This window comes from Streptomyces manipurensis (genome assembly GCF_049570255.1).
GTDB classification, from domain to species: domain Bacteria; phylum Actinomycetota; class Actinomycetes; order Streptomycetales; family Streptomycetaceae; genus Streptomyces; species Streptomyces manipurensis.
In genome coordinates this window covers 489,615-502,938 of the sequence record NZ_CP186950.1, presented here as the reverse complement: position 1 = coordinate 502,938, position 13,324 = coordinate 489,615, and the positions used below count along the sequence as shown (strand labels likewise).

Sequence of the window (13,324 nt, the reverse complement as noted above, 5' to 3'; positions counted from 1 at the left end):
GCCACCGGCCATGCCCCCGCCCAGACCCTTCCTCAGGACGGCAGGCGCAGGGTGGCGACGGCGCCGCCGTCCGGGGCGTTGCCCAGGAGCAGGTCCGCGCCGAGCAGCCGGGCCTGGCCCAGGGCGATCGTCAGACCCAGCCCGTGGCCGGTGCCGCGCTCCGCCGCGCCCGTGTGGAAGCGGCGGGGGCCGTCGCGCAGCAGCTCCGGGGGGAAGCCGGGCCCGTGGTCGCGCACGACGATCGTGTGCCCGTCGACGGCGACCTCGACCGGGGCCGAGCCGTGCCGGTGCGCGTTGGCGACGAGGTTGCCGACGATCCGTTCGAGACGGCGCGGGTCGGTCTCGACCGTGGCGTCCCCCGAACCCCCGTCCGTGACGGTGACCTCCGCGCCGAGTCCGGTGCGCGCCGCGGCGGCCCGGACGACCTCACCCAGCGGCACGTGCGTACGGACGGGCTGCTCGGCGCCCGCGTCCAGCCGGGAGATCTCCAGCAGGTCCTCCACCAGGCCGCGCAGATCGCGCACCCGGGCCCTGATCAGGTCCTCGGTCTCCCCGGGCGGCAGCAGGTCGGTCGCGGCGAGCAGACCGCCGACGGGGGTGCGCAGTTCGTGGGCGACGTCGGCGGTGAAACGGCGTTCGGCGCGCAGCCGGTGGCCGAGGCTCTCCGCCATGAGGTCGACGGTGGCGGCGATGCCGACCACCTCGTCGCCGCCCCCGACCGGTCCGGTCCGCGCGTCGAGGTCGCCGCCGGCGATCCGGACCGCGGTGTCGGAGACCCGGCGCAGCCGGCGGCCGAGCAGTCCCGCCCCGTAGACGGCCAGCGGCACGGCGGCGGCGAGGGCGGCCAGCGAGGCCACCGCCATGCTCGCGTCCAGCCGGCGCAGGCCGTGGAGCTCCGCGCTCATGTTGACCTGGACGGCCAGCACCGGGCTCCCGGGCCCCGCGACCCGCTGGGCGCCCCAGACGCTCGGCCCCACGTTGTTCTCGACGTATCCGTCGTAGGCCGTGCGCCGGGAGCCGTCCGCCGGGCTGCGCAACGCGGTCGGCAGGCCCTCGGGGTCGAGCTCGGCGCCGTCCGGCAGCGTGCCGGTGCGCCGGTAGGTCTCCATGGCCGCGTACACGTCGTTGAACGCGCGCATCCGGGCCCGGTCGCGGATGTCGTGCGCGGTCCACACGTGGACCAGTACGCCCACCGTCACCGCGACCAGGCAGGCCGTGGCGGCGGCCAGGGCGGCGATCTTCCGGCGCAGGGAGGGGCGGGGCAGGCCGCGGGAGGGGCGGGGCCGGCGGGGGACGGGCACGGGATCAGCGCCGGAACTTGTAGCCGAAGCCGCGGACCGTCTCGATCCGGTCGCGGCCCACCTTCCGGCGCAGCCGCTGCACGCACAGGTCGACGACCCGGCTGTCGCCGTCCCACCCGTAGTCCCAGACCTCGCGCAGCAGGGTGTGCCGCTCCCGTACGACGCCGGGGTGCGCGGCGAACTCCAGCAGCAGCTTCAGCTCGGTGGGGGTCAGGGCCACCGGGGCCCCGGCGAGGGTCACCTCCAGGCCCCCGGTGTCGATGGCCAGATCGCCGAAGACCAGCAGATCCTCCGCGGCGGGCCCGGCCGGCGGCTCCTCGGGGCCAGTGCCCTCGTGCGCCGCCGGGACCGGCGCGTAGGTCGCACGGCGCAGCAGGGAACGGATGCGGGCCACGAGGACGTAGGTGTCGACGGGCTTGACCACGTAGTCGTCCGCACCGGCCTCCAGGCCCGCGACCACGTCCAGGCCGTCACCGCGGGCGGACATCATCAGGACCGGCACGAGGCTGGTCTCGCGCACCCGGCGGCAGAGCCCGATGCCGTCCAGGCCGGGCAGCATCACGTCCAGGACCAGCAGGTCGAACGCCTCGTCGCGGAAGAGTTCCAGTCCGGTGAGGCCGTCGGCCGCGGAGTGCATCTCGTAGCCGTAGCGTTCCAGGGCGACGGTGAAGGAGTGGCGCATCAGCTCGTCGTCCTCGACCAGCAGCACGCGGACCGGGCGCGGCGCGGCAGGGGCGGGAGCGGACGAGGACACGGGGCGGACTCCTTTTCGGGCGTGTCGGGGTCCGTGCGCGGACCGGGGACCCGAGGGAACGATACGGCAGGCCACGGGCCCGTCCCGGCGCCGCCGTACGCCCGCGGGCCCGGCCCTCCCTCTCCGTCGCCGAGGTGAAAGCACAGTTCAGGGCCGGTTTCGTCGCGGGCATCGGCCGGTCGTGCGAGGTGCTGCGGGAGCCGGTGCGCGGCCGCCGCCGCAGGCCATCGACCGGGAACCGAGCGCTCACCGATACACGACGGATACGGAGCGCGCCCTCCGGAAGCGCTGTGTCGAACGGCCGTTCGGGTCGGGGTGCCCCTCCGGGCCGCCCCCGACCGGCAGGGGCCGACAGGAGCGCCCGTCCGGAGAGAACATGGTCGAGTGCGAAAGGTTTCCGTCACGGAGCAGGAGGCCGGCCGCCGCGCGCTGCGCGAGGCCCTGGTCGCCGCCTGCGCCGACGCGGGAGCCTCCGTCGCCATGCTCTACCTGCCCGACCCCGATCCCACCCGCCGCGTCCTGCACCTCACGCTCGTGACCGGCCTCTCGCGCGAGTTCGCGGCACCGTGGTCCCGGGTCGGCCTCGACGACCCCGTCCCCGTCGCCGACGCGGTCCGTGAGGGCCGGCCCGTCTGGCTCGCCGGCCAGGAGGCCGTCGCCCGCCGCTACCCGCGCCTCGGCCTCGTCCTCCCGTACGACTTCGCCCTGGCCGCCACACCCCTCGGCGCGCACGGCACTGCCCCGACGGGAGCCGGGCTCGTCCTCCTGTGGCCCGGGGCCCACGGGCCGGACCTGGAGGACGCGGAACAGAAGGCCCTCGAAGCGGGCCGCGGCCGCCTGACGCGCATCCTGGTCCGCGCCTCCGGCGACGGGTGCCCGATCCTGCCCGCGGCGCGCCCCGTCCTGGTGCGGCCCCTCCCGCCGCCCACGCCCGGACCCGCGGAGGCCGCGGCCGCCATGGCCTTCGTCCGGCGCCTGCCCGGAGCCAGCTGCGCGCTCGACCTCAACGGCACCATCACGTTCATCACCCCCGAAGCGGCCGACCTGCTCGGCACGCCCGTCTCCGACCTGCTGGGCTCCCTGCCCTGGGAGGCCCTGCCCTGGATGGACACGCCCACCATCGAGAACCACTACCGGGCCGCCGCCATGAGCAGACTGCCGCGCAGCTTCACCACCCCGCGGCCCGGCGGCGAGCCGGTGCGCTTCGACCTGTACCCCGACAACACCGGCATCAGCGTCCGCATCACCGCCGCCGGGGACCTGGCCGTCTCACCGGAGCCCTTCCCACCGGGCGCCCCCGGGGAGCCCGCCCCCAGCCGCGCCACCGCCCTCTACCCGCTGATGCTCCTCGCCGCCACCCTCACCGAGGCCGCCCACGCCCGGGACGTCGTGGAGAAGGCCGCCGACCAGATCGTCCCCTCGCTCGGGGCGCACGCCATGGCCCTGCTGGCGGAGGAGGACGGACGGCTGCGGATCGTCGGCCACCGCGGCTACACCGCCGCGCACATGGCGGACCTCGACGGCACACCCGTCCGGGCCGACAGCGCCACCACCCACATCATGCGCACCGCGACGCCCCTGTTCTACGGCGACCGGGACGAATTCCTGGGCGCCCACCCGGACGCGGTCATCGAGGGCGGCATGGAGGCCTGGGCGTTCCTGCCGCTGATCGCCTCCAACCGCACCGTCGGCCTGCTCATCCTGGCCTATTCCCACCCGCACGTCTTCGCGCCCGGCGAACGCGCCGTCCTGACCTCCATCGCCGGACTCATCGCCCAGGCCCTGGACCGCGCCCGCCTCTACGACTCCACCCACCAGCTCGCCCGCAGCCTCCAGACCGGACTGCTGCCCCGCGTGCTGCCCCGCGTCCCCCGCCTCGACGTCGCCGCCCGCTACCTGCCCGCCGCCCGCGGCCTGGACATCGGCGGCGACTTCTACGACCTCATCCGCATCGACGACACCCACGCGGCAGCCGCCATCGGCGACGTCCAGGGCCACAACGTGAACGCCGCCGCCCTCATGGGGCAGGTCCGCACCGCCGTCCACGCGGGCGCGGGCGCACCGCCCGCCGAGGTCCTCGCCCGGACCAACCGGCTCGTCACCGACCTCGAACCCGGCCTGTTCACCAGCTGCCTGTACGTCCACATCGACCTCGCGGGACACACCGCGCAGCTCGCCTCGGCCGGGCACCCGCCGCCGCTCCTGCGCCACGCCCGCGGCGCCACCGACCTCCTGCGCCCGCCGCCGGGACTGCTCCTCGGCATCGACCCCGAGGCCGCGTACACGGCCGGCGAGGTCCCCTTCGGCCCCGGCGACCTCCTCGTCCTCTACACCGACGGCCTCGTCGAGACCCCCGGCCGGGACATCGAGGAGGCCATCGCCGACGTGGCCCGCCGCATCGACGCGGCCCCGGCCGCCCGGCCGCTGGGCGCCCTGGCCGACGAGCTCGTCGAGCACGCACCGGGGGGCGCGCCCCGCACGGACGACATCGCCCTGCTGCTCCTGCGCGCCACGAGCCCCAAGAAGAACGGAGTGTGACCACCGGTCACCAGGCCCCCTCGCCCCCCGCGGCGCTGGGGAGTGTGCACTCCGTGGAACAGAGCCTGCCGCACCGGGGCCGCCCATTCCACGCTGTGGCAATGCAGATAATGGGTCCCGGCCGGCCCGTCCCCGTTCCGCCGGCCCCGATCCGATAGGTACGTCCCGTGCGACTCTCCGTCAGTGACCGGCGCCGGCTGAAGGAGCTCCTCCAGCAGCGCCGGGCCGCCATCGACCCCGTGACCGCGGGGTTCCCGCTACGGACCCCCGGCCCCGGGCGGCGCGCCGCGGGCCTGAGCCAGGAGCAGATGGACGAGCTGCTGACCCGGACCCGGGGCACCTACAACCGCTTCGAGAACGGCCAGCTCGCCAACGCGGGCGGGGAGTTCCTGACCGCGGTCGCAAGGACCCTCGGGCTCGACGAGCAGGAGTGGGCCTTCCTGTGGCGGCTGATCCGCAAGGAGAACCCGCCCACCCCGCTGCACCACGGGTCGGGCATGTCGGTCGCGGGCGTCTGGCAGCAGGCCATGGACGCGATCGGCGGAGCCATCGCCTACCTGCACGACGCGGAGTGGAACGTCCTCGCCCACAACGAAGAGTTCCCCCGCCTCTTCCCGCGGGGCGAGGCGCCCTCCAACATCATGCGCTGGATGCTCCTCGACCCCGAGGCCCGCACCCGGGTCCTCCTGCACTGGGAGACGCACTGGGCCCCGGCCGTCATGCCCCATCTGCGGCACGCGGCGGAGCTCCGGCCGGGCAGCGCCGCCCTCGCCCGGCTGGAACGCGACGTCCTCGACGACCCGGTGGCGGGCGGGATCTACCGGGCCGCGGCCTGCGTCCCCGTACCCCACGTCGACGGCGCCGACCTGCCCATCCGGCACGCACTCCACGGCCCCGGCCGGGCGACCACCTGCCTCGCGGAGCCGGTCGCCGCGCCGGGGGCCCGGATCATGCTGCTCTTCTACACGCCGGACGAAGCACCCGGCGCGGCCGCTTCCTAGCGGCCGCTGTCCGTGAACGACGGCGAGGCGTCGCGCTGGTGCGGCACCGGTGCCGGAAACGGCGCGGGCGTCCGGGACTCGCCCTGGCGCAGCTCCACCGTCCGGGTCGGTGCGGGGACGGAGATCCCCTCCGTCCTGAAGCGCTCGTGCAGCCGCTTGATGAACTCGTGCTTGATCCGGTACTGGTCGCTGAACTCGCCGACGCCCAGGATCACCGTGAAGTTGATCCGGGAGTCCGCGAACGTGTGGAAGCGAACGGCCCCTTCGTGCTCGGGGACCGCGCCGTTCACGTCGGCCATCACCCCGTCCACGACCTCCAGCGTGACCCGCTCCACGTGCTCGAGGTCGCTCTCGTACCCCACGCCGACCTGGACCAGGATCGACAACTGGGCCTCGGGCTGGGAGAAGTTGGTCATGTTGGTCTTGGCGAGGCGCCCGTTGGGGATGATGACGAGGTTGTTCGACAGGTTCCGCACCACCGTGTTGCGCCAGTTGATGTCGACCACGTAGCCCTCCTCCCCGCTGCTGAGCCGGATGTAGTCACCGGGCTGCACGGTCTTCGAGGCCAGGATGTGCACGCCCGCGAAGAGGTTGGCCAGGGTGTCCTGGAGCGCCAGGGCCACCGCCAGACCGCCCACGCCCAGCGCGGTGACCAGGGGCGCGATGGACACGCCCATCGTCTCCAGGGCCACCAGGAAGCCCATCACGAGGACCACGATCCGGGTGATGTTGACGAAGATGGTCGCCGAGCCGGCCACGCCGGTGCGCGCGGCCGCCACCGACTGGACCAGGCCCGCGATGACCCGCGCCGCGCTGATCGTGGCGATCAGCACGAGCAGTGCCGTCAGGGACTGGCTGACGAAGCCGGAGACCCGCGAGGTGAGCGGGAGGGCCGTCGCGGCCACCGCGGCACCCGCGATGAGGGCGGCCCCCGGCGCGATGGTGCGCAGGGCGTCGACGATGACGTCGTCCCCGCGCCACCGGGTCCGTTCCGCGTGCCGGCCCAGCCAGCGCAGGAGGGCGCGCAGCACGAGCCCCGCGACGGCCCCCGCGGCGAGGGCGATACCGGCCACCAGCCAGTCGTGGAGGACGAGGTCCCGGGTCAACGGACGGCCTCCGCTTCGCGACGTCGGCCCGGGGGAGTGGCGGCGGCCGCGACCGGCCGTCGTATGAGGTGTGTCGTCACCTTGTCACCTGTCAGTTCGTCGTGCAGAAAGCCGCGTTCGGGCGTGTGTACGCATTCCGGAACGGGCTGCCATCCTGCCCCATGACGGGGCGTCGCTCCGCACGCGGGCCCGGCTGCCGCGGGCCGCGGACGGGAGCCGGCCCGCGGCGGACCGGCGGCCGGCCACGGGCCGGGCGTCAGCGCCGGACGCCCACGTGCTCCAGCACCGCCCGGACCTCCGCCGCGATGGCGCTCTCGTTCCGCTCGAACTCGGGCCCGGTGAGCTGCTGCGGATCGGCCGGCAGGCCGGTGAGGACCGGCGTGTGCAGGTGGCCGCCGGGCAGCTGCGGGGCGAGCTCGCCCCGCAGCCGGTTGGAGCGGTACGCGACCTCGTTGGACAGGTATCCGCCGCCGCCCCCCGCCACGGCCCGCGATCCGGGTGTGGGACCGCCGGCCCGGTCGACGGGCGTGGTGCCACCGGCGGGGATCTCCGTCACGGCGGTGTTCAGGAGTACCGGGTAGGGGCTCTGGACGGCGTCCGTCACGGCGGCCGCGGGAAGCGTGGTCGGGATGAACTCGGGGCCCGGGCCCATGCCGGGGGCGGTCACCGGGCGCTCGCGGGTGCCCCCGGAGAGCACCTGCCGGTTGTCGGGATACGGGTCGGCGGAGCGGGCCCGGCCGGCCCAGGCCTCCAGGGTGAACTTCCCCGGGTAGCCCTGGCTGACGGTGGTCACGGCGTGGGCCTGCGCGGGGCCGGCGGCCAGGCGGGGCGCGAACGCCCGCTCCACCATGCCGGCGTCGAAGTCCGCGTAGCGCACGGGGAGCACGACGGCCCGGATCTCGGCGGGACTGCCGTCGGCCAGGGTCACACGGCGGCCGTTGAGCCGGAGCACGGCGGAGCCCGAGGGGTTGGCGCGGCGTATCTCGGCGTCGAGCCCGAAGGGGTCGAACCCGCTGACGAACACCCGCCGCACACCGGGCGCGGGCCGGAAGGCGTTGTTCACGAGGCCGCGGGAGGCGTCCTCGAAGCGGGCCCGCAGCGCCGCCCGGTCGACGGTGAACTCCGGCTGCCAGCGGGCGATCGCCGCGGTCATCGCCAGCCGCGCCCAGTACAGCGGGCGGTCGTCGCCCGGGGCGAGGTCGCCCCCGGGCCGCTGTCCCTGGGCGCGCCGCACCGAGGCCTGCCACAGGGACTCGCCCCAGGAGTCGGCCAGCCGGCCGGCCTCGGCCGGGGTGCGGGCCGAGCACAGGCCGGCGGGGAAACGCCGTACGAAGTCCCCGAGCCCGCCGCGTTCGACGAGCGAGGCGGTCCTGGGATCCGCCAGCCGGGCCTGTTCGGCGTCGAGCGGCGCGGAGGCGGAGGTGCGGCACCCCTCCGGGCCCGCCGCGTGCGCGGACGGGGCGACGGACAGGGGCAGGACGGTGGCGAGGAGGGCGGCGGCCGATGCCGCGCGCCGTAAGAGCATCATGCGGGGTGACCCTACTGAGCGGGTCCCGGCCCCACCAGACGCTCCGACAGCCCGCGCCGCATCTGGCTCAACTCGTGCGCTCGACGGGCCTGTTCCCTCGTCCCGGCGCCCGGACTGACAAACGTCATGCCGTTCTTGTGAGACGGATCCTCCTGTGGGGTGAGGGCCCGTCAGCACGAACCGGCGAGGATGGATCCATCCGCACCAGGCCTTTCGGCCGACGAGCCACAGGAGCGCCATGACCACCGCCCGCCCGGCCCGCATCCGACCGAACCTCCGGCCCTCGGGGGACGAGGAGGGACGTGCCCCCCGCTCGGGGCGCCGGGCGACCCGGCTGGCCGTACTGGCCTCGGCCACGGTCCTGTCGGTGGCCGCCCTCGCGGTGCCCGCCCAGGCCGTCGCTCCCGGCAGTGCCGCCGGCCCCGCCGCCGTCCAGGCGGAGTACGGGCAGCAGGGCCTCGACCGCGCGGCGCTGCGCGCGTCCCTCGAGGCCGTCCACACCGCCGGCATGTACGGCGTCCACTCCTCGGTCCGCAACGGATCGGCGACCTGGCGCGGAGCGGCCGGATTCGCCGACATCGACACCAAGCGGCCCATGCAGCCGTACTTCGAGCAGCGCATCGGCAGCATCACCAAGACCTTCACCGCCGTCGCCGTGCTCCAGCAGGTACAGGCCGGCCGGATCGAACTCGACGCCCCCGTGGGCCGCTACCTCCCCCGGCTGATCGACGGCGAGCGCGGCCGGCAGGTCACCGTGCGGATGCTGCTGAACCACACCAGCGGGATCGGCGACTACATACTCCCCGCCTTCCCCGGCCTGATCGAGGACCCCGGAAAGACCCTGGAGGCCAACCGCTTCCGCCACATCGAGCCGGAGGAACTCGTCCGGCTCGGGCTCGCCGCGCAACCGGCGGCCCCGCGCGGCACGTACGCCTACTCCAACACCAACTACATCATCGCCGGGCTGCTGCTGGAGAAGGTCACCGGCGAGGACGCCGAGGCCCACATCACGCGCAACGTGATCCGCAAGGCGGGCCTGAAGCACACCTACTTCCCGCGCACGGCCCGCATCACGGGCCCGCACGCGAAGATGTACGAGTCGATGTACGGGACCATCGAACCGGCGCGGGACTTCAGCGTCTACGACATGTCCTGGGCCGGCACGGCGGGCGCGATGGTGTCCACCATGGACGACCTGAACGACTTCTACCGCAAGCTCCTCGGCGGCAGGCTGCTGCGCCCCGCCGAACTGCGGGAGATGAAGACCACCGTGCCCGCCTCCGAGGCCGAGCCCGGCCAGGAGGCCCCCTTCCACTACGGCCTCGGGCTCTACTCGCTCAGGATGCCCAACGGCACCACCTACTGGGGCCACGACGGAGGGGTGTTCGGAGCGGGCACCTGGGCCCTGTCCACCGAGGACGGCAAGCGGCAGGTGGCCGTCGCGAACAACCTGATGAAGTACGAGCGCTTCGACGAGCAGAACCAGCCCAAGCCGAACCCGATCGGAGCGGCGCTGCTCGGCTACGTCGACGGCGCCCTGCTCGGGGGCCGCGTCCCGGCCCCGGCCCCGCTCACCGAGCGCGCCCCGGCCCCGCTGACCGGTCCGGTGCCGGCGCCGCATTCCCTCGCCTTCCCGCAGCAGCTGCTGCGCTAGGGAGTGTCCGGCCGCCGCGGTCCCGCGACGGCCGGACACCGTGGCGTTCACCGGCCGGCTTCGAGGCGGACCAGCATCTTCCCGGTGTTGGCGCCGCCGAGCACGCCGAGGAAGGCCCCGGCCGCCCGTTCGATGCCGTCCACCACGGTCTGCTCGGTGCGCAGCGTGCCGTCGGCCAGCCAGCCCGAGGCCTTCCCGATCCATTCCGGGAACAGGTCGAAGTGGCTGGAGACCAGCATGCCCCGCAGGGTCGCCTCCTGGGCCGCCCGGAAGAGGTTGTCGGGTCCGGGCACGGGCGCGGTGGCGTTGTACCCGCTGATCGCACCGACCATGGCGATCCGCCCGCCGGGACGGATCGCGCCGATCGCCGCCCGGAGGTGGTCGCCGCCCACGGCGTCGAGGTACACGTCGACGCCCTCGGGGGCGGCCACCGCCAGCCGGCCGGCCAGGTCGCCCTGACGGTGGTCCAGGGCCGCGTCGTAGCCGAAGACGTCCAGCAGCTTGCCCGTCTTGTGCGGACCGCCCGCCGAGCCGATCACCCGGGAGGCGCCCAACTGCCGGGCCGGCTGACCGGCGACGCTGCCGACAGCCCCCGCGGCCGCCGAGACGAGGACCACGCCGCCGGCCGCGACCGGAGCCGTCCGGGTCAGTGCCGCGTACGCGGTGAGGCCGGTGGTGCCCAGGACGCCCAGGTGGTCCTCGGGCCGGGCGACCGTGGTGTCGACGACCGTGGCCGCCGCCGCGTCCAGGACGGCGTACTCGCGCCAGCCGAGGAAGTGCGAGACGGTCGCGCCGACCGGCACGGCCTGCGAGCGGGAGGCGACGACCTCGCCGACCGCCCCGCCCTCCAGGGCGGCGCCGAGGGCGAAGGGCGGCATGTCGACTGGAGCTGGGAGCTGCTCGCTCCCCCCGAGCGGGCCGTGCTGCGCCGACTGGCCGTGTTCAGCGGCGGGTTCACCCTGGAGTCCGCCGAGGCCGTGGCCGCCGCGGGCGACACCGCTGCCGAGGACGTCCTCGACCTGGTGACCCGGCTCGTGGACTGTTCGCTGCTCGTCGCCCCTCCGGCGACCGGGCACCATGACGGGGTCGCCGCCGGAGGGCCGCGCTACCGGATGCCGGAGTCGGTGAGGACGTACGGCCTGGAGTGGCTGGCGGAGGCGGGCGAGGCAGGGGCCGTACGGACCCGGCACGCCGAACACGTCGCCGAACGGGCCTCGGCACACCCCCATGGACCCGAACAGCCCCTCTGGCTGGACCGGTTGGACGCCGAGACGCTCAACCTGTGGTCGGCGCTGGACCTCGCGGTCGCGACCGGGGCCGGCAGGGTCGCCCTGCGCCTGGTCAACGCCGCCTCGTGGTACTGGTTCCTGCGCGGCCGGATCGGTGACGCGCGGCGGGCCCCGGCCCGTGCCCTGGAGCGCGCGGACGGACTCCCCGGCGACGGGGACGGGGACACCGGCGGCGCGGGCCCGCGGGAGGCCGCCGGTGCACGGGCCCGGCTGGCCGCGTTCACCGTACTCGCCGGGCAGGCACGGCCGTTCGCGCCCGGGGTCGAGGCCTTCGTCGGCGCAGACCTGCGCGGCAGGTGGCTGCTGGAGTTCGCCCGCCTCGGCTTCGCCGACGCGTGCGGCGACGCCGACGACAGCGCCCTCGACGAACTGCCCTGCCTGTTCCGGGACCTCGGCGACCGCTGGGGCGAAGCGGTGGCGCTGAGCTGCCTCGCCACCCGCGCGCTGTACCGGGGCGACCTCGCGGAGCTGCGCCGCAACGCCGGTGCCGCGGCCGCCGCCTTCGGTGAACTGGGCGATCGGTGGGGCCTGTTGCAGTCCTCGGAACAGCTCGGGATCCTCGCGGAGATCGGCGGGGACTATCCGGAGGCCGCGAGGCTGCACCGGGACGGACTGCACGGCGCCCGGGAACTGCGGTTGTGGACCCAGGTGTCCTTCCTGCTGGCGCGCCTGGGCCGGACCGCCCTGCTGACCGGGGACCACGCGCGGGCCGACGCACTGCACGAGGAGGCCAGGGCCCTGGCCGCCGAGCAGTCGCACCGGCCCGCCGAACAGTTCGCCGAGATCGGGCTGGCGCTCGGCGCCCGCCGACGGGGCGACCTCGACGCCGCCGCGACCCGGCTGCTGCCGTGGCTCGACGGGAACCGCAGGCTCGGCGCGGATTCGGGCCACGCGCTGATCCTGCCGCAGCTGGGCTACGTGGCGGAGCTGCGCGGTGACGCCGAACGGGCGTACGCCCTGCACCGCGACGGCCTGGTGGCGGCCCGCCGGTCGGGTGACCCGCGCGCCCTCGCCCTGGCCTTCGAGGGCCTGGCGGGTGCCGCGTCCGCGGCCGCCGTACCGTGGGACCCTGCCGGACGTGCTGCCGGGGCGGCGGGTCTGCTCGGCACGGCGGCCGTGCTGCGCGATTCCCTCGGGACGCCGCTGCCACCGGCGGAGCGGGAGGACGCGGACCGGGCGACCGCACGGCTGCGCTCGGTCCTGGGCGACGAGGTGTTCGGCGCGGAGTTCGCCCGCGGGCGTACGGCGGCGCCGGACGCCCAGGGGCCGTGTCCGCCGACCCCGGCGGCATGAGGCCGCGGCCGGGCCGGGGGTGGGGTGCTCACCTCCTTCGACGGGGCCGGGCGCACGCAGCGGCCGGACCGACGGGCCGTCGGCCGGTGGGGCCCGGGGGAAGTCAGGGGGATGACACGGCGGCCGGTGTCCGGCCGCGGGGGGCGCAGAGCAGACGCCGGGGAGTCACCGCATCAGGTGGCGCGTCCGTAGCGGACGGCGGAACTCCAGATTCGCTCCAGGCGCACCCGGGTGCCGGGGCGCGGGGCGTGCCAGATCTTGTCGTGGCCGGCGTAGATGCCCACGTGCGACATGGTCGAGCCGCTGGGGAAGAAGACGAGGTCACCGGCGACGCGGTCGGCCTCGGGGATGTGCGTCGTGTGCTTGTACTGCTGCTCGGCCGTGCGGGGGAGCCGCTTCCCGGCCTTCTTGAACGCGTAGAGCGTCAGGCCCGAGCAGTCGAAGCGTTTGGGTCCGGTGGCGCCGTACGCGTACGGCGAGCCCTGTTTGGAGGCGGCCACCTCGACGGCTCTGGCTCCATAGGACGGGGCTGCGTGTGCCTGGGCTTCCGGGCCGGTCAGTGCGCCGGCCGCCAGCAGCAGCATGAAGAAGATGGCGCGTGCTCTGGGGCAACAGCTCAGAGGAAGGGCCTCCGTGGGGCCCTCTCGGAAGTCGGTCCTGCTGCAGGACATCGTGATACCTCCGCAATCGGGTTGGCAGGCGACGGTTCAGCTCAGTGGCCTGGGTCCTGTTCTCGGTGGCATGCGTCGTTGCTCTGACGGCGGACCAGTTTTCTCCGACGTTCTGCGCCCGGCCGCATCGGACACGGCGTGGTTTGTCCCGATTTTACGTTCGATTAAAGATCATCCGATGGAACGATC

The 13,324-nt window shown here is 74.8% G+C and carries 10 protein-coding genes; 4 read left to right on the top strand and 6 right to left on the bottom strand.

Annotation, left to right across the window (positions count from 1 at the left end):
* Window positions 1-32: 32 nt before the first annotated feature.
* Together ACPU2J_RS02415 and ACPU2J_RS02410 are read right to left on the bottom strand one after the other, a co-directional pair.
* A complete protein-coding gene (locus tag ACPU2J_RS02415; RefSeq protein ID WP_423832634.1) occupies window positions 33-1,301 on the bottom strand; it encodes a sensor histidine kinase in 1,269 nt (422 codons plus the stop codon).
* A 4-nt stretch (window positions 1,302-1,305) separates the two neighbouring features.
* Window positions 1,306-1,983, bottom strand: coding sequence for a response regulator transcription factor (locus ACPU2J_RS02410; RefSeq protein WP_420082516.1), 678 nt, complete (start codon window positions 1,981-1,983; stop codon window positions 1,306-1,308).
* Window positions 1,984-2,439: 456 nt separating this feature from the next.
* Between ACPU2J_RS02410 and ACPU2J_RS02405 the strand changes: the two genes are divergently transcribed.
* Both ACPU2J_RS02405 and ACPU2J_RS02400 read left to right on the top strand, forming a co-directional pair.
* Window positions 2,440-4,593, top strand: coding sequence for a SpoIIE family protein phosphatase (locus tag ACPU2J_RS02405; protein WP_423832633.1), 2,154 nt, complete (start codon window positions 2,440-2,442; stop codon window positions 4,591-4,593).
* Window positions 4,594-4,760: 167 nt separating this feature from the next.
* A complete protein-coding gene (locus tag ACPU2J_RS02400) occupies window positions 4,761-5,594 on the top strand; it encodes a helix-turn-helix domain-containing protein (protein ID WP_361606158.1) in 834 nt (277 codons plus the stop codon).
* Here the strand turns inward: ACPU2J_RS02400 and ACPU2J_RS02395 are convergent.
* Window positions 5,591-6,700, bottom strand: a complete 1,110-nt coding sequence (locus ACPU2J_RS02395) for a mechanosensitive ion channel family protein (protein ID WP_365491899.1) — start codon at window positions 6,698-6,700, stop codon at window positions 5,591-5,593. The two genes, ACPU2J_RS02400 and ACPU2J_RS02395, sit on opposite strands and share 4 nt — an antisense overlap.
* Before the next feature lie 256 nt (window positions 6,701-6,956).
* On the bottom strand, window positions 6,957-8,228 hold the full coding sequence (locus tag ACPU2J_RS02390; protein ID WP_420081947.1) for a pyroglutamyl peptidase: 1,272 nt from the start codon (window positions 8,226-8,228) through the stop codon (window positions 6,957-6,959).
* Window positions 8,229-8,466: 238 nt separating this feature from the next.
* Between ACPU2J_RS02390 and ACPU2J_RS02385 the strand changes: the two genes are divergently transcribed.
* Window positions 8,467-9,882 carry a serine hydrolase domain-containing protein gene (locus ACPU2J_RS02385; protein ID WP_420081948.1) on the top strand — a complete coding sequence of 472 codons (1,416 nt, stop codon included), beginning with the start codon at window positions 8,467-8,469 and terminating at the stop codon, window positions 9,880-9,882.
* Window positions 9,883-9,929: 47 nt separating this feature from the next.
* Here ACPU2J_RS02385 and ACPU2J_RS02380 read toward each other — a convergent pair whose 3' ends face one another.
* The gene (locus ACPU2J_RS02380; RefSeq protein ID WP_423832632.1) at window positions 9,930-10,760 is read right to left on the bottom strand and encodes a zinc-binding dehydrogenase; all 831 of its coding nucleotides are present in this window, start codon (window positions 10,758-10,760) and stop codon (window positions 9,930-9,932) included.
* A gap of 42 nt (window positions 10,761-10,802) precedes the next feature.
* Between ACPU2J_RS02380 and ACPU2J_RS02375 the strand changes: the two genes are divergently transcribed.
* The gene (locus tag ACPU2J_RS02375) at window positions 10,803-12,464 is read left to right on the top strand and encodes an ATP-binding protein (RefSeq protein WP_423832631.1); all 1,662 of its coding nucleotides are present in this window, start codon (window positions 10,803-10,805) and stop codon (window positions 12,462-12,464) included.
* 173 nt (window positions 12,465-12,637) lie between these two features.
* Here the strand turns inward: ACPU2J_RS02375 and ACPU2J_RS02370 are convergent, their stop codons facing one another.
* Entirely contained in the window at window positions 12,638-13,048 is a 411-nt protein-coding gene (locus ACPU2J_RS02370) for a C40 family peptidase (RefSeq protein ID WP_361606175.1), read from the bottom strand.
* Between the last annotated feature and the right edge of the window lie 276 nt (window positions 13,049-13,324).

Excerpts from the sequence above, each read along its gene's own strand:
- ACPU2J_RS02410 (WP_420082516.1), bottom strand. The coding sequence starts at position 1,983 with ATGCGCCACTCCTTCACCGTCGCCCTGGAACGCTACGGCTACGAGATG.
- ACPU2J_RS02390 (WP_420081947.1), bottom strand. The coding sequence starts at position 8,228 with ATGATGCTCTTACGGCGCGCGGCATCGGCCGCCGCCCTCCTCGCCACC.
- ACPU2J_RS02385 (WP_420081948.1), top strand. The coding sequence starts at position 8,467 with ATGACCACCGCCCGCCCGGCCCGCATCCGACCGAACCTCCGGCCCTCG.
- ACPU2J_RS02380 (WP_423832632.1), bottom strand. The coding sequence starts at position 10,760 with ATGCCGCCCTTCGCCCTCGGCGCCGCCCTGGAGGGCGGGGCGGTCGGC.
- ACPU2J_RS02370 (WP_361606175.1), bottom strand. The coding sequence starts at position 13,048 with ATGCTGCTGCTGGCGGCCGGCGCACTGACCGGCCCGGAAGCCCAGGCA.